This is a genomic window from Acidothermus cellulolyticus 11B (assembly GCF_000015025.1).
In the GTDB taxonomy this organism is placed as follows: domain Bacteria; phylum Actinomycetota; class Actinomycetes; order Acidothermales; family Acidothermaceae; genus Acidothermus; species Acidothermus cellulolyticus.
In genome coordinates this window covers 2,244,183-2,266,547 of sequence record NC_008578.1, presented here as the reverse complement: position 1 = coordinate 2,266,547, position 22,365 = coordinate 2,244,183, and the positions used below count along the sequence as shown (strand labels likewise).

17 protein-coding genes are annotated in these 22,365 nt (G+C 66.9%); 13 read left to right on the top strand and 4 right to left on the bottom strand.

What is annotated here, in order from left to right:
* Positions 1–40: 40 nt before the first annotated feature.
* Entirely contained in the window at positions 41–1,228 is a 1,188-nt protein-coding gene (locus ACEL_RS10265) for a MarP family serine protease (protein ID WP_011720823.1), read from the bottom strand.
* A 201-nt stretch (positions 1,229–1,429) separates the two neighbouring features.
* Here ACEL_RS10265 and ACEL_RS11720 point away from each other — a divergent pair, with 201 nt between their 5' ends.
* Both ACEL_RS11720 and ACEL_RS11715 read left to right on the top strand, forming a co-directional pair.
* Positions 1,430–2,539, top strand: coding sequence for a cytochrome c oxidase assembly protein (locus ACEL_RS11720; RefSeq protein ID WP_049751512.1), 1,110 nt, complete (start codon positions 1,430–1,432; stop codon positions 2,537–2,539).
* Complete coding sequence (locus ACEL_RS11715) at positions 2,536–3,351, top strand: SCO family protein (protein ID WP_011720821.1); 816 nt, start codon at positions 2,536–2,538, stop codon at positions 3,349–3,351. Before ACEL_RS11720 ends, ACEL_RS11715 begins: the two co-directional genes overlap by 4 nt.
* 27 nt (positions 3,352–3,378) lie before the next feature.
* Here the strand turns inward: ACEL_RS11715 and ACEL_RS10250 are convergent, their stop codons facing one another.
* Both ACEL_RS10250 and acs read right to left on the bottom strand, forming a co-directional pair.
* Positions 3,379–4,578, bottom strand: coding sequence for a cation:proton antiporter domain-containing protein (locus ACEL_RS10250; protein WP_049751511.1), 1,200 nt, complete (start codon positions 4,576–4,578; stop codon positions 3,379–3,381).
* A gap of 171 nt (positions 4,579–4,749) precedes the next feature.
* Positions 4,750–6,723: an acetate--CoA ligase gene (acs, locus tag ACEL_RS10245; RefSeq protein WP_011720819.1), complete on the bottom strand. Its 1,974-nt coding sequence runs from the start codon at positions 6,721–6,723 to the stop codon at positions 4,750–4,752.
* Positions 6,724–7,683: 960 nt separating this feature from the next.
* Between acs and ssd the strand changes: the two genes are divergently transcribed.
* The 7 genes from ssd (at position 7,684) to ACEL_RS11705 (ending at position 12,965) form a co-directional block, all read left to right on the top strand.
* On the top strand, positions 7,684–8,895 hold the full coding sequence (gene ssd / locus ACEL_RS10235; RefSeq protein ID WP_011720818.1) for a septum site-determining protein Ssd: 1,212 nt from the start codon (positions 7,684–7,686) through the stop codon (positions 8,893–8,895).
* Positions 8,892–10,073, top strand: a complete 1,182-nt coding sequence (locus ACEL_RS10230) for a TadA family conjugal transfer-associated ATPase (RefSeq protein WP_011720817.1) — start codon at positions 8,892–8,894, stop codon at positions 10,071–10,073. Before ssd ends, ACEL_RS10230 begins: the two co-directional genes overlap by 4 nt.
* 110 nt (positions 10,074–10,183) lie before the next feature.
* Complete coding sequence (locus ACEL_RS11710) at positions 10,184–10,888, top strand: type II secretion system F family protein (protein WP_049751509.1); 705 nt, start codon at positions 10,184–10,186, stop codon at positions 10,886–10,888.
* A 1-nt stretch (position 10,889) separates the two neighbouring features.
* Complete coding sequence (locus ACEL_RS12475; RefSeq protein WP_011720815.1) at positions 10,890–11,501, top strand: type II secretion system F family protein; 612 nt, start codon at positions 10,890–10,892, stop codon at positions 11,499–11,501.
* A gap of 135 nt (positions 11,502–11,636) precedes the next feature.
* On the top strand, positions 11,637–11,897 hold the full coding sequence (locus ACEL_RS12470; RefSeq protein WP_011720814.1) for a DUF4244 domain-containing protein: 261 nt from the start codon (positions 11,637–11,639) through the stop codon (positions 11,895–11,897).
* Between the two features lie 26 nt (positions 11,898–11,923).
* A complete protein-coding gene (locus ACEL_RS10210; protein ID WP_011720813.1) occupies positions 11,924–12,382 on the top strand; it encodes a TadE family type IV pilus minor pilin in 459 nt (152 codons plus the stop codon).
* Between the two features lie 76 nt (positions 12,383–12,458).
* On the top strand, positions 12,459–12,965 hold the full coding sequence (locus ACEL_RS11705; protein ID WP_011720812.1) for an Rv3654c family TadE-like protein: 507 nt from the start codon (positions 12,459–12,461) through the stop codon (positions 12,963–12,965).
* A gap of 25 nt (positions 12,966–12,990) precedes the next feature.
* On the opposite strand, the gene ACEL_RS10200 is transcribed toward ACEL_RS11705, so the two are convergent.
* Positions 12,991–15,489: a DEAD/DEAH box helicase gene (locus ACEL_RS10200; protein WP_148204612.1), complete on the bottom strand. Its 2,499-nt coding sequence runs from the start codon at positions 15,487–15,489 to the stop codon at positions 12,991–12,993.
* Positions 15,490–15,716: 227 nt separating this feature from the next.
* Here ACEL_RS10200 and ACEL_RS10195 point away from each other — a divergent pair, with 227 nt between their 5' ends.
* From ACEL_RS10195 to topA, 4 genes are all read left to right on the top strand, one after another.
* Positions 15,717–16,058 (top strand): STAS domain-containing protein, encoded by a 342-nt coding sequence (locus ACEL_RS10195; RefSeq protein ID WP_011720810.1) that lies wholly within the window; start codon positions 15,717–15,719, stop codon positions 16,056–16,058.
* 264 nt (positions 16,059–16,322) lie between these two features.
* A complete protein-coding gene (locus tag ACEL_RS10190; protein ID WP_011720809.1) occupies positions 16,323–16,820 on the top strand; it encodes an ATP-binding protein in 498 nt (165 codons plus the stop codon).
* A gap of 298 nt (positions 16,821–17,118) precedes the next feature.
* The gene (locus tag ACEL_RS10185) at positions 17,119–19,503 is read left to right on the top strand and encodes a sodium-translocating pyrophosphatase (RefSeq protein WP_011720808.1); all 2,385 of its coding nucleotides are present in this window, start codon (positions 17,119–17,121) and stop codon (positions 19,501–19,503) included.
* Positions 19,504–19,626: 123 nt separating this feature from the next.
* Positions 19,627–22,323, top strand: a complete 2,697-nt coding sequence (gene topA / locus ACEL_RS10180) for a type I DNA topoisomerase (RefSeq protein ID WP_011720807.1) — start codon at positions 19,627–19,629, stop codon at positions 22,321–22,323.
* Positions 22,324–22,365: the final 42 nt, after the last annotated feature.

The window sequence follows — 22,365 nt, the reverse complement described above, 5'->3', positions numbered from 1 at the left end:
GCGCCGGAGGCGACGGGTCTTCACGCGATGAGCAGGAACGCTAATCGCATCCCTGGGTGGAGACCGGCTGCGTCGCCGTGACGCCGGCGCGCGCCGCAGCGGCGACTTGCGCGGCCGTGAGCGCGTAACCCGTCTGCGGATCGTTGACCGCTTTCCCAAAGATGACGCCGTCCACGCGGCCCGCCGGGTCGAGAAGCGGGCCGCCGGAATTGCCCGGCTCCACGTCACCGCGGATTGCGTAAACTTCGCGGGTCACTTGTGTCGACTGGTAGATGTCCGGCCCGCGGGCGAATTCAGCGCCGCGGATTCGGGCCGGAACGACGGTGTACGGCCCGTTCTCCGGGAAACCGGCGATGGCCGCGGAATCCCCGGTCTCCGCCTGTGTCTGGTCGAATTGCAGTGGCGGCGCGGTGAGACCGTCGACCCGCAACACGGCGACGTCGACACGTGGGTCGTAATACACCACGACTGCGGCGTAACGGGCGTCGGACGTGGCGAGGTGCACGACGGGGTGGGTCACGCCGGCGACGACGTGCGCATTGGTCATCACCCGGCCGGGTGCGAAGACGAAGCCGCTTCCCTCGACATCCCGGGAACAGGCGCGGGCGATTCCGGTGATTTTCACCACGCTCGCTTCTGCGCGGCGCACATCCGGGTCGCTCAGAATTGCCGGATCCGGAGGCGCGACCGGAATGATTCGCTCAGCCCCGAGTGCGCTGAAGACCCGGGGCAACGCGCCGTCCACGACAACGCGGCGAAAGTTGGCGAACCACGCTGCCACGGCCGGCGGCATTTCTCGGTCAACCGCGGCGAGGATCCGGGAATTGTTCACCGCGCGGGCGACGGCAGGGAACGGTGATCGTACGAGCGAACTTCCGATGAACCATGCGACGAGCAGAACCGCGATGACGGAGACGATTGCCCCGGCTATCGCGTCGACGACCCGTCCGGATTGCCCGCGGACGCGGTCCCGCAAAAATGCCCCCAGCGCACCGGCGAGAGCTCGACCAATGGATGCCAGGACAAAAACCGTGATGACGCCGGCAATGGCGCGCGCATTTCCGGAGAAATGACGGGCGAGAACCGGGGCGAGGAATGCGCCGGCGACGCCGCCGCCGACCAAGCCGACGAAGGACAGCACGCCGACGACGAACCCGGCTCGGTACCCATCGAAGGCCGCGCCGGCGATGAGGACGAGCAGGAGGAGGTCGAGCCAATCGCCGTGCATGGAATCACCGTAGCGGCCGGCGCCGGCGGGCTGCGGTTGCGCCGGGACCGAGGTTGCGGTGATCTGCCGGGCCGGTGGTGTCCGCGGCCGCGTCCGCCGCAGGACCGCTGCCCACTACCCTCCAGCCCGCCCTCTCGTTCGCGCGTTCCGGCTGCATAGGGTGGAAGCCGATGTCGTTGCTCGAGGCGGTGCGGCTTGGCGGTGATCGGTATTCACTCGCTTATTGCGACGGCGGCGATACGCCCGGTGGCGCACGAGCACGACGTCCCACCCCCGCTGACGACGCATCGCTTGCTCACCGATTGGCAGTTCGCCCCGGTGGTGACGGCCGGGTTGGCGGCCGCGGCCGCGGCGTATCTGTTGGGAATCGTCCTGGTACGCCGACGCCATCCGTCACGTCCGTGGCCGATTGCACGCACCGGGGCATTCTTTGCTGGGCTTGCGGTCATCGCGGTGGCAACGGAGAGCGGGCTTGCGGCGTACGACGACGTGCTGTTCTGGGTGCACATGTGGCAGCACCTGTTGCTCTTGATGGTCGCTCCGCCGCTGCTCATTCTCGGCGAACCGCTCACGCTCCTGCTGCACGCGAGCCGGAATCCCGTCCACCGCTGGGCGGTACGCCTGCTGCGCTCCCGGCCGATTCAATGGGTGACCCATCCCCTGGTTGGCGTATCGGCCTACACCGTCACGGTGGTCGTGACGCATCTCACGTCGTTCATGAATCTCGTGCTGACGAATTCAACCGTGCATGACCTGGAGCACGTGTGGTATCTCGCCGCCGGCTATCTGTACTTCCTGCCCCTCCTCGGCCGCGAACCGATCCGTTGGCGGTTGACATTCCCGTTGCGCCTCTTCCTGCTGTTTCTCGCAATGCCGGTTGACACCTTCACCGGCGTCGTGCTGCTCCAGACCAGCTACGAACCATTTCCGGCGTACATCGGACGCCGGGACTGGGGGCCGTCTCTGCTGGACGATCTGCATGCGGGTGGCGCCGTCATGTGGATCGGCGGCGATGGGATCATGCTCGTCATCATGTTCGCCGCCTTTGTCGCGGTTCTTGCCGGCCGCGGCAGGATGGACATGGGCCGCTGGCTGGAATCATTGCGGGCGGCGCGGTTCGCTGCGCTCGGTGCTGCATCAGGGGTTGGGGTACAACCGCCCGCGGAAAACACCCGCGATGGTGCCGGTACCGATACGGACGTCGATCAGCAGCTTGCGGCGTACAACGCCTACCTCGCCCGTCTCCATGCGATGGAGGAACACGATTCGCGCGGTGAGCAGCACTCGACAACTACCGGAGGCTCGTCGTGACCGATACCCACACGCACGCGCAGACCACGACTGCTGCAACGCGCCGCAACAAGCGCCGGTGGTGGATCGGCGGTGCGATGGTCGGCGTTCTCGCGGTCGTCGCAGCGCTGATCGGAGTTTCGCACTCCTCCCCACCGTCGCCACCGCCGGCATCGCTCGGCACCATGCTCGACCGGCCGCTGCCGCCGGAAATCGTCAATTTGCCGCTCGTTGACGACAACGGCAGGCCGACAAGCCTTGCCGCGTTGCGCGGGCGCGCGGTCGTGCTCACCGACTTTCTTACCCTGTGCCAAGAAGTCTGTCCTATTACGATGTCTCAACTCAATCGAGTCGCCGGGTCGGTGGAGCACAATCACAAAATCGTTTTTCTCGGTATCACCGTCGATCCGCAGCGAGATACGCCCCAACGGTTGCACGCGTACCGGAGTTTCGCCGGTCTGTCCGCCAATTGGCAGTTATGGACAGCAACGCCGCAGCACATCGCCGCTCTGTGGAAGTTTTTCGGCGCCTATTACGCCAAGGCTCCCGAGGAGCAACCTCCCGGTATTGACTGGATGACTGGACAGCCCCTCACCTACGACGTCACCCATCAGGATGTGCTGGTCTTTCTCGATGGGTCGTTGCACGAGCGATTTGTCATTCAGGGACCGCCGGTTGGCACGGGCGCGCCGCTCACCGCAGGGGAGCGGAATTTTCTCAACGACGAAGGGCGGGCAAATCTCACCAATACTGCCGACGCGACGTGGACACCGGCCGACGCATTGCGGGTGCTGAGCTGGCTGACCGGCCATCGGTTTTCGCTGCGCAGCTGATTGAGGTATCCGCGGCCGGCGTCGTCGTCAGTCAGCGGGTGCCGGTCGGGTGGCAACGCCGAGCCGTTCCGCCACCGTGGAGAGTGTCGCTCCCTGCACGCAGACAGACAGGGCGACGACCACGAAGACGACGGCGTACAGGCGGGTCGAATCCGGGACACCGGCATGGACGGCGAGCGCGCCGAGGAGGATCGGCACCGCCCCTTTCAAGCCTGCCCAGCCGATGAAGATGCGTTCCCCCCGCGTGAGGCGGACCGGAATCAACAGCGGCAGCACGGCGAGCGGCCGGAGCACGAAAATCAGCAGCGCCGTGAGCATCAAGCCGATGAGCCAGGCGTGCCCGGCGGTGAGGTCGGAGAGCCGGAACGAGAGTCCGAGCATGACGAACGCGACGATTTCTCCCAGGTGTGCGAGCGTTCCGTGGAACTGGCGTACCGCGCGTCCGGGCCGCTCCGGCTCGTCGGCGAAGACGATGCCGGCGAGCAGGACGGCGAGAAATCCCGACCCGTGCAACACAACCGCAAGACCATAGATGGTGAGGACAACGGCCAGGATCCGCAGCGGTTCCGGCGCTACCGTCGTCGGCGTTGGCCTGGCATGCACCACGCGCAGCAGCCAACCGCCGAGCATGCCGACAACAGCGCCCACGCACATTTGTACCGCGAACGTTGCTGCGATCTGCCCGGCCGATCCATGAGATGAGGTAGCGAATGCGGCGAACCCCAGCAGCAGAGCAATGCCGGCAGGATCATTAACCCCCGACTCCCCCTCCAGGATGGCCGATGTCTTGCCGGTGAGTTCGCGATGTGCGAGAACCGAGAAGACGACCGCCGGATCTGTCGGAGCCAGCGCTGCGCCGAGGGCCAGGGCGGTTGATGTGCCGATGCCGAAGAGGAAATGCGCCGCGAGGGCGATGAACGCCGCGGTCAGGAATGTGCCGAGCGTTCCCAGGCTTACGATCGGTCCCGCGGCGCTGCGAAACCGGCGTCCCAGGTGCATCCCGCCGTCAAAAAGGATGACGACGAGCGCCACCGTCACGACGTCGACGACGAGGGCGAGGTGCGGGCGGTGCGCGCCGAGCACCGTGCCGACCGCAGCGGCCAGGACGAGGACGAGGACCGCTGCCGGGATGCGCAGGATCCGTGCTATTCGCTGACTGAGCAGCACGGCAAACCCGACGACGCCCCAGATGAGCACTTGCGCGCCGAACTGCTCGAGGGTGTGCATACGCTCCCGCCTGGTCGACATTTTTCGGACGCCGACCAGACTTCCCGGCACGCCCCGCGCTGAGTATAGCCGTGCTCGACGAATTCCCGGCCGGTGACGCCGTCCGTCCAGTACGACCGGTCGTCACGAGAGCCCTGGCGCGGTTACGCGGGCGGGTATGCCGCTGCGCGGTTACTCCTCGTTTCCGCTGCCGGCCAGCTGTGCTGCGATCTGCTGGACGACGCCCGGATCAAGGAGTGTCGTCGTGTCGCCGAGTTCGCGATGGTCGGCGATGTCCCGGAGCAGTCGGCGCATGATTTTGCCGGACCGGGTCTTGGGCAGGTCGGCGGTGATGAGAATGTCCCTCGGCTTCGCGATCGGCCCAATCTCCTTGGCCACGTGCGCCCGCAGCTCCGCGGCAAAAGCAGCTCCCTGCGCCTCGTCCGCCGGTACCGATCCCTTAACCGTGACGAACGCGACAATGGCTTGACCGGTCACGGGGTCATGGGTGCCGACCACGGCGGCCTCGGCGACTTTCGGGTGCGAGACAAGGGCGTGCTCCACTTCGGTCGTCGAAATCCGATGGCCCGAGACATTCATGACGTCATCGACACGGCCGAGCAGCCAGATGTCGCCGTCTTCGTCGCGTTTCGCGCCGTCGCCGGCGAAGTATTTGCCGGGAAACCGCGACCAGTAGGTGTCGATGTACCGCTGCGGATCGCCCCAGATTCCGCGGAGCATTGACGGCCACGGTTCGGTGATGACGAGATAGCCGCCGCTGCCGTTCGGGACGGGGTTTCCGTCGTTGTCGACGACGTCCACGGTGATGCCGGGGAACGCCCGCATCGCCGCGCCCGGTTTGGTCGAGGTGACGCCCGGCAGTGGGGTAATCATGATGCTTCCGGTCTCCGTCTGCCACCACGTGTCGACGATGGGGCAGCGATTCCCGCCGATATGGGTGCGGTACCAGATCCACGCTTCCGGATTGATGGGTTCACCGACGCTGCCCAGCACGCGCAGCGACGACAGGTCGTGTTTCGCCGGCCATTCCTCCCCCCACTTCATGAACGTGCGGATCGTGGTCGGCGCGGTGTAGAGGATCGAAACCCGGTATTTCTCAATCATTTGCCACCAGCGGTCTTTCGCCGGCGTGTCCGGGGTGCCTTCGTACATGAACGACGTCGCCCGGTTGGCGAGCGGCCCGTACACGATGTAACTGTGCCCCGTGACCCAACCGATATCTGCTCCGCACCAATACAAATCCGTGTCCTCGTGCAGGTCGAAGACCATGCGGTGCGTTGCGGTCACGCCGGTCAGGTAACCCCCGGTGGTATGCAGAATTCCCTTTGGCTTGGCCGTTGTGCCACTGGTGTACATGATGTACAGCGGATGCTCGGCGTCGAATGCTTGCGCCTCGTGGGTGGACGGTTGACGGTCGACGATGTCATGCCACCAGATATCGCGTCCGTCATTCCAGGGAATGTCCTGACCCGTACGGCGTACGACGAGCACCTTGTCCACTTGCGGACACTGCGCGCACGCGTCGTCGACCGCCGGTTTGAGGGCATGCGCCGCACCGCGGCGGAAACCGCCGTCCGCGGTGATGATGAGCCGAGCTTGCGCGTCATTGGTCCTGCCAGCGAGCGCTTCCGCGGAGAAGCCACCGAAGACCACCGAATGCACCGCCCCGATCCGGGCGCACGCGAGCATGGCGACGACCGTCTCCGGGATCATCGGCATGTAGATCATGACCCGGTCGCCGGCGGTGACACCCAGCTCGGTGAGCGCGTTTGCGGCCTGGCAGACCATCGCGGTGAGCTCGGCGTAGGTGATGACCCGGGTGTCACCAGGTTCGCCCTCCCAGTAGAACGCCACCTTCCCGCCGTAACCCGCTGCGACGTGCCGGTCGAGGCAGTTCACCGCGGCGTTCAGCCGACCGCCCACGAACCATCGGGCGAAGGGCGCGTCGCTCCAGTCGAGCACCTGTTCCCAAGGCGTCGCCCACGTGAGCCGCTCGGCCTGCGCGGCCCAGAACGCCAGCCGGTCCCGCGCGGCCTCCTCGTAAATGGACGCCGTCGCGATGGCGTTCGCGGCGAGTTCCGGTGGTGGATCAAAGCGGCGCTGTTCGTGCAGCAGGTTGGCTAGGGTCGGGGAAGTCGCGCTCACGGCTGCACCCTTCCTTTCGTGATCGGGACGGCGCCGAGCCGACGGCCGGCCGGCTGTCGCCAGGATAGGGGAGGGCACTGGTCTAGGCCAATTATCCGCACGCGGTTTTCGCGCGGTGGCGACATATGGGAAGAACGTGGCGGCTACAGACGGGAAGAAAAGCCGACATACGGGAAGAAAACGAGTCGGCGAACGGGATCATCACGTCCGATCGGTGGGCCGCGACGCCCTGTCTCACCGGAGAGTGGCTGGGCGGAGGCGTCCGCAGCAGAAATGGGCGGAGGCGTCATCGGCGGAAATGGGCGCAGGCGTCCACGGCAGAAAAATCATGAAGCTCGCACTCCGCCCGGGTTACCAAGCGTGCACTCGTCACGTCGAGGAGAGCCCGAGGCTGCCCCTGCGACGGCCTGAGACGGTCCAAGCCCCGCGTGGGTACCGCGGGCGGAGTGCGTAGCTCCTGACGTTGTTTGTACTCCCCACCGGCGTTGATCGGAAGGGTCATTCGGGGAAAGGTTGCGACGAATCCGGAGCGATCGGCAAAAATCTTGACGATTTGTGGTTGCGCCACCCGGGTCCTGGGAATTCGATGCGTGTCCGGGGTTGCGTTCATCCCCGGAAGCGTTACCGTGTTGGGGGTGCGGCTCTTCCCCCCAGAGCCGTACCGGGCAGTGGCCCCCGCTACCCCCCCGGCGGGGGCCACTCCTTTTGTGCGCGTTTTCGCCGGCGATGTTGGCGTTTCTGTGCCGGCTGTCCGTCCGGTCTCTGTGCGTCCTGCGTCTGCCCTGCTGTGCGATCGCGTTTCCGCTGCTGCCCCAATCCCGGCTCTGCGCGTGCATTGCCGTCCACAACTGCGATGGAGACCGTCCACAGCATGGTGTGATCCGCGGCCGATCGCCATCCACGTCAGAAAGACTCCAGGTGCGAGAGCGGAAATCACGGATCTCACCGAAATGGGGCGTCGTGACCATCTGGAACACCACAGCTGATCCCATTGGCGACGAGCGCCCGCGTGGGATGCCGTCATCGGCTCAGTGGGTGCCGGAGCAAGCCTTCGACGTGCGGCCCCGCCGTCCGCTCGTCATTACCGGCTCTGAGCAACTCCTCGATGACCTGCTGCGGATTGCCGCCGCGACAGGAACCGAACTGGATGTTGCTCCTGATCTGGTGGCCGCGCGGGACCGCTGGACGGACGCTCCATTGATCATCCTGGATGCCGCGCAGGTCACTGATCAGGTTGCGCGGTCGCTGCCGCGTAGGCCGGCGGTCGTTCTGGTCGTCCAGGGCGAGCCGGCGATGGATGCCTGGCAGCGTGCGGTCGTTGTGGGTGCTGAGCACATCGCGGCGTTGCCGACGGCGGAACCATGGCTCAGCGAACAACTCGCCGACGTCCTCGAAGGACCCCCGCGCGCGGTCAGCGTCGCGATTACCGGGGTCGTCGGTGGGTGCGGTGCGACGACATTGGCCGCCGGATTAGCGACCGTCGCGGGACGGCATGGCATTCGCACCGCACTTGTGGATGCCGATCCGTGGGGCGGTGGCATCGACCTGCTCTTCGGCGGAGAGGGAGCGCGGGGCCTCCGGTGGGCCGATCTCACGGGCGCCGAGGGACGGCTGCCCGCGGGCGCGTTGCGTGACCAGTTGCCGCGGCTTGACGATCTCGTTGTGCTGAGCCATAGTCCGTCGCGGTTCACCGCGATGAGCGAGCCGGTCGTCCCGCAGGTGATCGGAGCGCTGAGTCGATGCAACGACCTTCTCGTCTTCGATCTGCCGCGGTATGAATGCGGGCAGGCCAGCGCGGCGGCGCCCGCTCCGCCGCGATCGTTTCCCGACTCTGAGGTGACGCTGGCCGTCGTGCCTGATGACGTTCGCGGGATCGCGGCGGCCCGTGCTTTTCTCCCTCGGTTGGGCGGTCGCGTCTGGGTGGTCACCCGACGCCGGACTGCCGCTCTGAGTGGACCGGAGATCGCCGGGCTCCTGGGCGTTCCGTGGCTGGGTGAAGTTCGACACGAAGCCCGGCTCGTCGCCGCTGCGCAGCGGGGCGAGGCGCCGGGTGCGTCCGGCATGGGCGCGCTGGCGCGGCTCTGTGCGCATCTCCTGCAGCGGATTGCGGCCGCGGTGGTGACCACGCGTCCGGGTCCGCTCGCTGCACGGTGGCAGGCCGTGGCGCAATGACCACATCGACCCCGACAGCGACCGAGGCGTTGACCCGATCCGTTCGGCTGCGCCTCGCCGCCGCGCACGCCCCGATCTCCCGCGCTCAGGTCGCCCATGCCCTGGTCTCTGAAGGCGCCGCCCCAACACTTGGCGTCCGGGGTGTTCTTGCGGCTGCTGAGGCGGTGTTCGCCGATATCTCCGGAGCCGGCGTCCTTGAACCGCTGTTCGCCTCGTCTGGTGTGACGGACGTGTTGGTCAATGGACCAGATGAGGTGTGGGTTGACCGTGGAACAGGTCTGCAGCGTGTCGACGTCGACCTCGGTTGCGACGCCGACGTACGGCGACTAGCCGTCCGGCTGGCAGCCGCCGCTGGACGTCGGCTCGATGAGGCGGCGCCGTGTGTCGACGTCCGGCTACCGAACGGGGTTCGCATGCACGCCGTTCTCCCACCGATTTCCACCAGCACGCACCTATCGTTTCGGGTTCCTAGTCGTCGCCCGTTTCGGTTCACGGAATTCGTCGAGAGCCGGACGATTGATCCGCGCCTTGCGCCGTATTTACAGGCGCTCGTGGCGAACCGGATTTCCTTCCTTGTCAGCGGCGCGACCGGCAGCGGGAAAACGACGCTGCTTGGCTGCCTCCTCGGTTTGGTTCACCCGAGAGAGCGGGTCGTCCTCGTTGAGGACGTGCCCGAAATCCAAACAATTCACCGTCACGTTGTCCGCCTGCAGGCGCGCCCCGCCAATGCCGAAGGCGCCGGTGCCGTCAGCGTGCGGCAATTGGTTCGCGAAGCCCTCCGGATGCGGCCGGACCGCATCGTGATCGGTGAGGTACGCGGTACTGAATGCATCGACCTTCTCGCTGCGCTGAACGTCGGCCACGACGGCTGTGCGGGTACGCTGCACGCTAATTCGCCGGAGGATGTTCCGGCCCGCCTGGAGGCTCTGGCGATGGTTGGCGGGATGCGTCGGGCTGCAGTGCACAGCCACATTGCCGCCGGACTACGCGCCGTGATTCACATCGTCCGGGATGCGGCTGGCGTGCGTACGGTGTCGGCGATTGGAATTGTGCAGCGTCGCCGTGACGGTCTGGTGACGGTCGTGCCTGCGGTGGGGGTGGCTGGTACGCAGTTCTGGCGCGGCCGAGGCGTTGGGGTGTTGGAGAACTGGTTGGGCGCGCACGTGGCGGTGTCATGAACCCGTGGGTCATCGGGGGCTTGGTTGGCGCGGCCGTCCTCAGTGCAACGACTGGTTCACGTCGCGCGCCGCGAACGGCGCGCGGTCAGCCCCGCCGTTATGCGTTGCCGATGGCGGCGGCGCTGTTTCTCGTGTGGCTCATCCTCGTCGTGGGCGTCATTCCCGCAGCAGTGATCGGCGCGTTCGCTGGTGGAACCGTCGGCTGGGCGACACGGCGCGTGCAGCGTCAGCTCCGCAGAACGGTCAAGGCGGAACTCGTCCGATTTGGGCATGTGTGGGCTGCGCAGTTGCGATCCGGGCGGGTACCGGCAGATGCGTTGGCTGCGGCCGCCGGCGAGATGCACCACCCTGCGCTGGCTCGGCTGTTCGTTGCTATTGCGGACGCCGCGCGCCACGGGGATATCGACCGCGTCACCGAACTTTTTGTGACACCCACGGCAAAAATCGGCGGCCCGCCGCTTGCCGATCTGGCGCGTTACGCACCGTGCTGGCGGATCGGTGTCGAGAGCGGAGCGGGTCTTGCTCGGCTGGTCGAGCGGACAGCGAATGCGATCCAAGCCGATGTGGACCTCCACCAGGAGGTGCAGACCGCGCTCGCTGCGCCCCGTGCCACCATCCGGCTCCTCGGTGCGCTGCCGATCGCCGGTCTTCTCTTCGGCACGGTCATTGGCGTCGCGTCTTGGCAATTTTTGTTCCGGCACCCGCTTGGTCTGGCCTGCCTGAGCGCAGCTGTGGCTCTGGAAGTCGGCGGCCTGCTGTGGTGTCGGCGCATCGCGGCCCGCATCTATTCTGCGGCGACTCTCCAGCACCACTGACATGCGGACCGATATCTTCTTGTGGCTGTTTCTCATCGGCCTCGGATGCGCGGCCGCCGGCGGCGACGCACGTAAACGCATGCACCGACGGCTGGCTGCACCGGGATTTCGGTGGAATGCCGGCCGGCCACGGCGACAGGTCCTGACGCGAGCACGACGATCTCCTGCGGTTACCGGTGATCTTCTTCCTCTCGCGTGTGACCTTCTTGCCGCTTGTCTCGAAACGGGTGTGACCAGTCGGCGGGCGTTGGAGCTTGTTGTCGAGGCGTTGGGTCGTGACAGTCTCAACACGCCCCTTCCCGCGGTATCCAGCGCGCTTCGGCTCGGCGCGTCTGCGGTGCAAGCGTGGGCCGAGGTGCCGGCCGAACTCGGCTGGACCGAGGTCGCGCGGGCATTTGGACAAGCGGAGAACTCGGGCCTTGCCCTTGCCGGCACATTGACGCGGCTGGCTGACGAACGGCGCCGGACGGTTCGAGCGTGGGCGGCGCAGGCCACCGCCCGGGCGGGCGTACGGATGGCGCTGCCCCTTGGTGTGTGTTTCTTACCGGCATTTCTTCTGGTCGGCGTTCTGCCGGTCATCTTTGGTTTTGCGCATTCACTCTGGCCGCGGTAATCGCGTGGCGCAGCGTTTCCACAACGTACGGGCGCAGCATCCACGGCCTATGCATCAAGAACGCCGTATGTCGCCGCGGGTTGGAATGCTGGACGCGTCGTCGTAAGACGGAACTTTTGCACCGGAGGAGGAACGATGTCGACTGTCATCGGAGCATTTCGGCTCATGTCTCAGCATCTTCGACGGTCGCCCGTGCGATGCAGGTCCGTCGCGCTTCTCAAGCGGGTGGTGCGGTGCAGGGCCATGCACGACGCAGGCATGTCAACAGCCGAATACGCCATCGGCACCCTGGCGGCATGTGCCTTTGCTGCGTTGCTGTACAAAGTCGTGACGAGCAGCACGGTGCTGCAACTGCTGACCGGTCTGGTGACGCGTGCGCTCAAGGCTCCGTTCTAGTTTCGAGTGAAAGCGGTTGGTCTGGCATGCAAGGACGCAGCGGATTTTGGTACCGGTTGGTGACCAGGCGTCGTGACAGACGCCTGGAAGGCATCGAACTCGTCAACATCGGCGTCGGTACGCCGACGTCTGCAGGCTTCGTCACCGCCGAAACCGCGGTCGCGTTGCCGGTGGTCGCCCTCATCCTCACCTTCATCCTGTGGGCGGTCGCCGTCGGTATCGCGCAGATCCGGGTCATCGATGCGGCGCGGGCCGGCGCCCGAGCTGCGGCACGCGGGGAGCCCGATTCCCTAGCAGTCGCAGCCGCCCGGCTCGCGGCGCCGTCCGGTGCGAGTGTGCTTCTCACACGACGGGTCGATCCGACGGATCCGGATACCCCTCAGCTCATCGAGGTGGTCGTGCAAGCCCGGATCGGGCCAGAGCTCCTTCACCATTCAGGCATTTCCTCGGTGACCGCCACCGCATTCGCTGAACCCGAATGGTAACGCCAAGACGCTGGGATCGACCGACAGCTACATGTGTCGGCGTTCTCCAGACGGCTGATAGAGAGGAGAAATCTACATGGCGATACATACGTGGAGACCGCGCCGGAGTACTGACAATGGCAGTGCGAGCCTCTGGTTTGTGTCGGCCGTATTTCTGGCCATGACGATCGGGTGGGTTGGCCTCTCACTCGGAACCGTCATCTCAGGGCGACACGCCGCGGGTGGAGCTGCCGATCTCGCTGCTCTGGCGGCCGCTGCTCGGCTCGAAACCACGGCGGAATTCAACGGAACCGCGGCCCTGAATACCGGTGACCGTGACGGCGCCACCACACCATCCACCGAATCGGACGAAACGACCCGCCGGTCCGCGTGCACAGCGGCAGCCCAGGTCGCTGAGCGAAATCACGCGAACCTCACCACGTGTCGCATTGTGAACGGCATTGTCGACGTAGAGGTACGCGTCGATGTGCCGCTGTACGCTGCGCACCGCTGGGTTGTCACCGTGAGAGCGGAAGCTCGAGCCGGTCCCGCAGCGGTGACATCAGAGGGTCTGGCGCCAACAGGAAATCACGTCTCTTCGTGACCATCCATAGTCAGGCTGCGGTCGACTATCCGCCTGCTAATACGACGTCGAGGAGCTCAATTGCCCCGGCCTTATCCAGCGGCTCGTTCCCGTTTCCGCACTTTGGTGACTGAATGCACGACGGACAGCCGTGGTCGCATGCGCATCGGGCGATGGCGTCTCGGGTCGCGTGAAGCCACTGTCGGTACGCTGTATAGCCGCGCTCAGCAATTCCCGCCCCGCCGGGATAACCGTCGTAGACGAATACGGTAAGCCGGCCGGTGTCCGGATGCCAGGCGGTGGACACGCCCCCGATGTCCCATCGATCGCAGGTCGCGAAGAGCGGCAGGAGGCCGATTGCTGAGTGCTCCGCTGCGTGCGCGGCTCCCGGATACCGCTCCGGTGTCAGGGCGGCGCGACGCAGCGCGTCCTCCTCAACGGTCCACCACACCGCCTTCGTGGCCAACCGCTGCGTGCGCGGTTCCAGCGGAAATCGATCCAGAAACTCTCCGGTGAGCAGTCGCTTACGGGCGAAGCCGACGACCTGCCGCAGCACGGCCACCTGGCCAAAACAGACCGTCGCCGTGTCCCGCATTGTGGTCGCCACGGTTTCAACGACGCGAATGTCGGTCACTTCCTCTGCGATGGTCACATAGTCGACGTCCGCCGCCCGCACCAGCACAGCACGCGCCTCGGCATCGTAGCTCTCCACGAGAAAACTCTGTCCCTGATGCACATACACCGCCCCGGGGTGCAAGGTGACATCGGCGTGCACGTCGGTTGCGGTTCCGAGCAGCTGACCGGTCGGGAGCTCGACAATGTCGACCGTCCCACCGCCCGCGCCCCGCAAATCGATCGACGCCGTCGGCGACTCGCGCCTCACCCAGTGCCAGCCGTCCCGACGGCGGCGAAGCAGCCCCCGGCGTGTCAGGTCGTCGAATAGTGCGGCGGCATCGTCAGTAGGTGCTGACCCGGCCGCGGATACCGATGCGCTGGGAATCGCCGGACCGCCCGCGGATACCGATGTGCCGGGAATCGCCGGACCGGGGGGAGGTGCGTGAGGTGCCGACCCGCGCGAAGACACCGACGTGCCAGGGGGTGCCGAAAATACAGCACCGCCTGGAGGTGCCGAGAACACCTCGACATCCTCCGATGTCAACGGCAATTCAGCTGCGGCTGCGCATACCTGCGGCGCGAGCACATAGCGATTCCCTGGATCGAAGACAAATGCCTCAACCCCTCCGTCCAGCAGTGTCTCGGGACGCCGGACGAGGTAGCGATCCAGTGGGTCATCCCGGGCAATGAACACGGCGAGTGCCGGGGAGTTCCGGCGTCCCGCGCGGCCGACCTGCTGCCATAACGACGCACGCGTCCCGGGGAAGCCGACCAGCACTACCGCGTCAACCCCGGCGACATCAACGCCCAACTCCAGTGCGGACGTCGCCGCGAGTCCCCGCAATCGTCCCGAACGCAGCTCAGCCTCCAGCCGGCGGCGCTCGTCGGGGAGATAGCCGCCCCGATATGCCGCGACAGCGTGCACAGCCGAGGGTCTGATCGTCTCCAGGTGGCGCCGGGCTGCGGCCGCGAGAATCTCGGTCCCCCGGCGCGAATTGATGTACGCGATGACCCGTTGACCGCGGGCTACCAGCTGCGCCACAGCGTATGCGGCCTCGGCCACCGCCGATCCACCCGTTGGTTCAACGAAGGCGAAGCGAAGCGGTGCGCGCGGAGCCGCGTCACCGTGTACCACCCGGGCCGGTACGCCGGTGAGCAGCCGGGCCGCACGGTCCGGCTCGGCGACCGTCGCCGATGCGCAAACGAAGACGGGATCGGCGCCGTAGTGTCGGCAAATCCGCCGCAATCGGCGGAGCACGGCGGCGACCTGGGCGCCAAAAATTCCCCGGTAACAGTGGCATTCATCGACGACGACGTAGCGGAGTCCACGCCAGAGCGACGTCCACCGTCGATGACCCGGCAGCAGCCCGTAGTGCACCATGTCGGGATTGGTCAAGACGACGTTCGCGTACCGGCGGGCCCAGGACCGGTCCGCCGGCGAACTGTCTCCGTCATAGATCGCCGCACAGACGCCCGGGACCGCCCACGCTCGAATCCGGGTCAGCTGGTCCGCTGCGAGTGCCTTGGTTGGACTGAGATACAGCACGGTCGGCGTCCGCCGCTGGCCGCGGCCTTGCGCCTCCGCTGCAGCGATCGCCGCCAAGCCGGGAAGAAGGCAGGCGAGCGACTTGCCCGACGCCGTCCCGGTCGTCACGATCACGTGCTGTCCGCGGTAGGCAAGGTCCGCTGTCTCGACTTGATGACGCCACGGCTGGTGAATTCCGGTGGCCTGCAAGGCATTGACCACGGACGCCGGCACCCACGATGGCCACGGTTCGGCGCGCTCTGCCCGCGGCGCAAGAGTCGCGACTCCGGTGACGTGGACCGAGCGTCCGGCGAAGAGCGCCGCGACATCGGGATGGTCGCGCTCACCTGCCGTGAGAACGGCGCCGGATTCGCCGGGCTCGGACTCCTTCGCGCTGCGTACCACCGCGGCAGGCACCTTCACGCCGATCCAGTCTCCCAGCCAGGGCCGTGGGTGACCGGGATCGACGCGGCCGTCCCGCCGGCGCCCGGGATCGACCCGGCCGTCCCGCCGGCGTGGGTGATTGAATACCTCCTAACCGGGTAGCCACCGGCACAGAAGAGCGGGTAGCCACCGGCACAACACCGTAGGGCAACCCAACCCGACCCACCGATCTGCTTGGGAGGCAATCCGTGGACCTAACCCTGTCAACGCGGACCGAGGGTGACCGTACGGTGGTCAGCGTCAGCGGCGAGATCGACGTCTACACGGCACCGAAACTCCGCGAACAGCTCATTGATCTTGTGTCAGCCGGCGTCTACCACATCATCGTCGACATGGAGAACGTCGAATTCCTCGACTCCACGGGGCTCGGCGTCTTGGTGGGCGGGCTCAAACGGGTGCGCGCCCACGATGGTTCGTTACGGCTGGTGTGCACCCAGGAGCGCATCTTGAAGATCTTCCGGATCACGGGACTTACCAAGGTCTTCCCGATCTACAGTTCGGTCGAGGAGGCGTTGGCCGCGACGGATTGATCGGGTGCGCCATGCTGATCACAAACGGCGCAAGAGCCGGCGGGTGAGGGTCCAGGGACCGCGGAGCGGCCCGCGGGAAGGGGTCCGCCGTCGGCAGGAACGGGTCCGCGGACCGGAGAGCCGGCAGCAGGGGTCCGCAGACGGCAGTGCCGGCGGAAGGGGATCACGACGGGAGAGCCCGCAGGTGACCGATCACAGAAGGTTGGAGAGCAGACCGGCGGGGGCTCACCGACGGATGTGGGCTCACAGACTCGATGGGGGGCCATGGTGCGGTCGACGGTGACCTTGCGGTTTACCGCGCTTCCCGCCCACGTGCGGACTGCCCGGTTTGTCGCGACAGCGGTCGCCCGTCGTGCCGGACTGCCGGAGTCGTTGCTCGACGAGGTACGGCTCGCCGTCTCCGAGGCGTGCTCCCTTGCCGTCCGGGCGCATCAACGACATGCGCCGGCCGTGCCGGTCGAGGTACGGCTGAGCGACGACGGGAAAACCTTCTGCGTCGAGGTGCAGGACGCCGTTCCGCGCACCGGGCGGGCTGTCGTCCAACCGCCATCAGGACGCCCGAACGCCAATGCGGCCGCCGCGCGGGCGGTGCTCGGTCTCGACGGCGCCGAGGGACTCACTGACGTCGATGACCCGGCAACCCGCGAACAGCTCGGCCTCGCGGTCATCGCCGGCCTCGTTGATGATCTCCGGGTTGAGTACGGACCGGCCGGTGCGGTGATCTCATTGCGGTGGCCTGCAGCCGAAGGCGTCGCCGAGTGAGCGATGTCACCCGACTGCCGGACGGGTCTCGCGGGAACCCTGCAGCCGAAGGCGTCGCCGAGTGAGCGATGTCACCCGACTGCCGGACGGGTCTCGCGGGAACCCTGCAGCCGAAGGCGTCGCCGAGTGAGCGATGTCACCGCGTGACAAGTCTGGTATCGCTTGCGCTGGCGGGGATGTGGTGACGTAGACTCCGGCATCCACAGAATCCGCCGGTGCCGTGACGGCGCGGCGACCGCGCCAGGTGTACCGGCGGCCGGATGGCGTCGCCGTGCGCGGCGCCGGTCGAGGAGGGTAGATGTCCTGGCTGGATGAGGTAGGCAACCGGTCCACGGGCGGGCGCATTGGCGGGGCGGCGCATCTCGCAGACACCGTGCACGTGACCGGTGGGAATTACACCTGGATTCTGGTCATCGCAGTCGTGGCAGTGCTGGCCTTGGTCGTGGCATACGGCCTGGCACGACAAGTACTTGCCGCCGACCAGGGGACGGCGAACATGCAGCGGATCGCGGTCGCCGTACAGGAAGGCGCGGCCGCGTACTTGCGTCGGCAATTCCGCACTCTCGCGGTCTTCGCCGTCATCGTTTTCTTCCTGCTCTTCATTCTCCCGGCCGATTCCACCGGTGAGCGGATCGGACGGTCGATTTTCTTCCTCGTGGGTGCGGCGTTCTCCGGTATCACCGGATACACCGGGATGTGGCTCGCCGTCCGGGCGAATCTTCGGGTCGCGGCGGCGGCCAGGCTGGCCCAGGATCGCCGGGCGATGCGGCTGGCGTTCCGGACCGGTGGTGTGGCGGGCATGTTCACCGTCGGACTCGGCCTGCTCGGGGCGGCCGTCGTTGTGCTGATATTCCGGGAGAATGCACCGAAGGTGCTGGAGGGGTTCGGTTTCGGCGCCGCACTCCTCGCAATGTTCATGCGGGTCGGCGGCGGCATCTTCACCAAAGCCGCCGATATCGGCGCCGATCTGGTAGGGAAAATCGAGCAGCATATTCCGGAGGACGATCCGCGCAATGCAGCCACGATCGCCGATAATGTCGGCGACAATGTCGGCGACTGTGCCGGAATGGCCGCCGACCTTTTTGAGAGCTACGCGGTCACCCTCGTCGCATCGCTCATCCTCGGCAAAGCCGCCTTCGGCGACCTGGGTCTTGTCTTTCCGTTGATCGTGCCGGCGATCGGCGTCCTCACCGCCATGCTCGGCATTTACGTCGTGTCACCCCGGGCCCGGGATCGCAGCGGCATGACGGCCATCAACCGCGGATTCTTCTTGTCGGCGGTCTTTTCACTCATCCTGGTCGCGATTGCGGCGTTCACGGTTCTGCCGTCGAAATTCTCCGCTCTTCGCGGCATCGACCCGAACGGTGAGATCGCTCGGCATTCCGGGGACCCGCGGGTCTTCGCGTTGGTCGCCGTGCTCCTCGGCATTGTGCTCGCGGCGGCGATTCAGCAGCTGACCGGCTATTTCACTGAGACGATCCGGCGGCCGGTGCGGGACATCGGCCGGACGTCGCTCACCGGCCCGGCGACCGTCATTCTCGCCGGCGTGTCGGTCGGTTTTGAATCCGCGGTCTACTCCGCACTGGTCATCGCCGCCGTCGTCTACGGCGTCTTCCTCCTCGGCGGCGGCTCGGTCATTCTCGCTCTCTTCGCGGTCGCCCTTGCCGGCACCGGGTTGCTGACCACCGTCGGCGTGATCGTTTCCATGGACACCTTCGGACCGGTCTCCGACAACGCCCAGGGGATTGCGGAGATGTCCCAGGACGTGCACGGCGAGGGCGCCGTCGTCCTCACCAAACTGGACGCCGTCGGCAACACAACCAAGGCCATCACCAAGGGGATCGCGATCGCGACTGCCGTGCTCGCGGCAACGGCACTGTTCGGCTCGTTCACCGATTCCATCGCGACGGAAAAGATCAAAGCCGGGGTCACCTCGGTGGTCGGCGGGCTGAGCGGCCTCAACCTGGCGTCCGACATCACGCAACCGAACACCATCGTCGGCGTCGTCATCGGGGCGTGCGTCGTTTTCCTCTTCGCCGGGCTGGCCATCAGCGCGGTCGGGCGGGCCGCCGGCGCGGTGGTGTTCGAGGTACGCCGGCAATTCCGGGAAATCAAGGGAATCATGGAGGGCACCGCGCGTCCGGAGTACGGCCGGGTGGTCGACCTGGTCACCCGGGACGCGCTGCGGGAGCTCGCCACACCGGGGCTGCTCGCCGTCCTCGCCCCGATCGCCACCGGTTTCGCCCTCGGCGTCGGCGCGCTCGCCGGCTATCTCGCTGGGGCCATTGCCGCCGGCACGCTGATGGCAATCTTCCTGGCGAATTCCGGCGGCGCTTGGGACAACGCGAAGAAGCTCGTCGAGGACGGCAACTTCGGCGGCAAGGGTTCGGAGGCGCACGCGGCCACCGTGATCGGTGACACCGTGGGCGATCCGTTCAAGGACACCGCAGGTCCGGCCATCAACCCCTTGATCAAGGTGATGAACCTGGTGTCGCTCCTCGTCGCACCGGCGATCGTCCGGTTCAGCGTCGGAACGCACGCCAACCTGGGACTGCGGATCGGCGTCGCGCTCGCCGCGTTCGCCATCATTGTCGGTGCAGTGATCGTCTCGAAACGCCGGCCGGTGGCGGTGGCCGCCGCCGCACCTCAGGAGCCGCGCGGCGAGACCGTGTCGGTCCCGTAGCGGCATCCACTGATCGGACGGGTGCGCCGCAGCCGGGCACCCGGACCGGTTACCGTGTCCGGCGGAACCTCAACAGCCCGGACGTCGAAGCCGTCCGGACCGGAAACGGAGAACGACCAAGCAGTGGCAACGACAGCAGCGCGGAGCGGACGACGCTCAGGCACGCCGGCCGACGGCGCGACACGGGCGGCGTCCGGGACTCGCCGAGGGCCGGCCTCGCAGGGCGGCACCCGCCTGGTGATCGTCGAGTCGCCGGCCAAGGCGCGGACGATCGCCGGCTTCCTCGGACCCGGCTACGTCGTGGAATCCAGCGTCGGCCACATCCGGGACTTGCCGGCGTCCGCGGCGGAGATTCCCGAGAAATATAAGAAAGAGCCCTGGGCCCGGCTGGGGGTCAACGTCGACCGGAATTTCGAACCGCTGTACGTCGTCGCCGCTGACAAGCGCAAACAGGTCACCAAGCTGAAGCAGGCGCTGGCCCAGGCCGAGGAGCTCTATCTCGCAACAGATGAGGATCGCGAAGGAGAGGCCATTGCCTGGCACCTCGTCGAGGTGCTGAAGCCCCGCGTGCCGGTCCGCCGGATGGTCTTCCACGAGATCACCCGCCAGGCGATCGAGGAGGCGGCCCGCAATCCACGGGAAATTGACCAAGCGCTGGTGGACGCACAAGAGACCCGCCGCATCCTCGACCGGCTGTACGGCTACGAGATCAGCCCGGTGTTGTGGAAGAAGGTCATGCCGGCGCTCTCCGCCGGCCGGGTGCAGAGCGTCGCCACCCGCATGGTCGTCGAGCGGGAGCGGGAGCGGATCGCGTTCCGGCCGGCTGCGTACTGGGATGTCATCGCCGAGATTGCGACCACCCCGTCGTTCTCCGCCACCCTCGTGGCGATTGACGGCAAGCGGGTGGCGGTCGGCCGGGACTTCGACGCCCAGGGCCGGTTGAAGAACCCGGACGTCGTCCATCTCGGGGAAGCCGACGCGCAGCGGCTGGTGCGCGGCTTGGACGGCGCGGAGTTCGTCGTCCGGAGCGTTGAGCGCAAGCCGTACCGGCGCGCGCCGGCTGCACCGTTCATCACCAGCACCCTCCAGCAGGAGGCGAGCCGCAAACTCGGCCTCAGCTCGCAGGCCACGATGCGGATTGCGCAGCGGCTGTACGAAGCCGGCTACATCACCTACATGCGGACCGACTCCACCACGCTCTCCGAGACGGCGCTTGCTGCGGCCCGAGCGCAGATCGCCGAGTTGTACGGTGACCAGCTGCTCCCGGCTGCGCCGCGGCGCTACGAGAAGAAGGTCAAGAACGCCCAGGAGGCGCATGAGGCGATCCGCCCGGCGGGCGACCGGTTCCGGACGCCGGCTGACCTGGCCGGGGAGCTCTCCGGTGACGAATTGCGGCTCTACGAATTGATCTGGCAGCGCACCCTAGCCTCCCAGATGATCGATGCCACCGGATACACGGTGAGCATCCGGATCGCCGCCGTGACGGACGCCGGCCGGGAGGCGGTATTCGCCGCCACCGGAACGGTGATCACGCAACCCGGGTTCCTCCGGGTGTACGTGGAGAGCAGCGACGAGGAGGACGACTCCGGCTCGGGCCGCACCCTCCCCGACCTCACCGAGGGTGAGACGGTGCCCGTCGCGGCGCTCACTCCGGCGGAGCACACGACGACACCGCCGCCGCGGTACACCGAGGCCAGCCTCATCCGGGCGTTGGAGGAGCGCGGCATCGGTCGGCCGTCCACCTTCGCCAGCATCGTGAGCACCATCATCGAGCGCGATTACGTCTTCAAACGCGGTCAGGCGTTGGTGCCGACGTTCCTCGCCTTTGCCGTGGTGCGGCTGTTGGAGAAGCACTTCGGCAACCTCGTCGACTACGACTTCACCGCCGAAATGGAGGAGAACCTTGACCGGATCGCCAACGGCGAGGCGCACCGCCTGGAGTGGTTGACGCGGTTCTACTTCGGTTCACCGACCGACGGCGGCAGTGCCGCCGGGCTCAAGCAGCTGGTCACCGAACGGTTGGCGGAGATCGACGCCCGGGACATCAGCACCTTCCCGCTCGGTGAGTCCGGGATCGTCGTCCGGGTCGGCCGTTACGGCACGTACGTCGAACGGGACGGGCAGCGGGCGTCCCTTCCGCCGGGCACGGCACCCGACGAGGTCACGGTCGAGTTCGCCACCCGGTTGCTGGAACAGCCGACCGGCGAGCGGGAACTTGGCGTCGACCCGGCGACGGGTCACACCATCGTCGCTCGGGTCGGCCGGTATGGGCCGTACGTCACCGAGGTCCTGCCCGAGGGCGCCAAGGGCAAGCCGCGGACGGCGTCCCTGCTCTCCTCGATGACCGTTGAATCGATCACCCTGGACGATGCGCTGAAACTGCTCAGCCTGCCGCGGGTGCTTGGCGAGGTCGACGGCGAGCAGGTGATCGTGAGCAACGGGCGGTTCGGTCCGTTCGTGAAGAAGGGCGCCGAGACCCGGTCGCTGGGGTCAGAGGAGGAGCTCTTCACCCTCACCCTTGACGAGGCGCTGCAGCTGCTGGCGCAGCCGAAGCAGCGCGGCCGTCGTCTGCCGGCCGCGGCCGCGCAGGTCCGGGAGCTGGGGGTGGACCCCGCGACCGGACGGACCGTCACGGCGCGGACCGGGCGGTATGGTCCCTACGTGACGGACGGCGAGACCAACGCAACGCTCCGCCATGGTGACACCCTGGAGAACGTGACCCTGGAACGTGCCAGCGAGTTGCTCGCGGATCGGCGCAGTCGTGGACCCACGACGCCGCGTCCACGACGGGGGCGCCGGGCCGCCGTCCGTTCGGAGTAGGTCATCGCCGCGCTGACGCCACCTGCCGAGAACCCAGCGAGC

What these genes read in the sequence shown, in the direction of transcription:
- ACEL_RS10230 (WP_011720817.1), top strand. Translation starts at nt 8,892, where the DNA reads ATGACCACATCGACCCCGACAGCGACCGAGGCGTTGACCCGATCCGTT.
- ACEL_RS12470 (WP_011720814.1), top strand. Translation starts at nt 11,637, where the DNA reads ATGTCGACTGTCATCGGAGCATTTCGGCTCATGTCTCAGCATCTTCGA.
- ACEL_RS12475 (WP_011720815.1), top strand. Translation starts at nt 10,890, where the DNA reads ATGCGGACCGATATCTTCTTGTGGCTGTTTCTCATCGGCCTCGGATGC.
- ACEL_RS10210 (WP_011720813.1), top strand. Translation starts at nt 11,924, where the DNA reads ATGCAAGGACGCAGCGGATTTTGGTACCGGTTGGTGACCAGGCGTCGT.
- ACEL_RS11705 (WP_011720812.1), top strand. Translation starts at nt 12,459, where the DNA reads ATGGCGATACATACGTGGAGACCGCGCCGGAGTACTGACAATGGCAGT.
- ACEL_RS10190 (WP_011720809.1), top strand. Translation starts at nt 16,323, where the DNA reads ATGGTGCGGTCGACGGTGACCTTGCGGTTTACCGCGCTTCCCGCCCAC.
- ACEL_RS11710 (WP_049751509.1), top strand. Translation starts at nt 10,184, where the DNA reads ATGGCGGCGGCGCTGTTTCTCGTGTGGCTCATCCTCGTCGTGGGCGTC.
- ACEL_RS10250 (WP_049751511.1), bottom strand. Translation starts at nt 4,578, where the DNA reads ATGCACACCCTCGAGCAGTTCGGCGCGCAAGTGCTCATCTGGGGCGTC.
- ACEL_RS10265 (WP_011720823.1), bottom strand. Translation starts at nt 1,228, where the DNA reads ATGCACGGCGATTGGCTCGACCTCCTCCTGCTCGTCCTCATCGCCGGC.
- ACEL_RS10185 (WP_011720808.1), top strand. Translation starts at nt 17,119, where the DNA reads ATGTCCTGGCTGGATGAGGTAGGCAACCGGTCCACGGGCGGGCGCATT.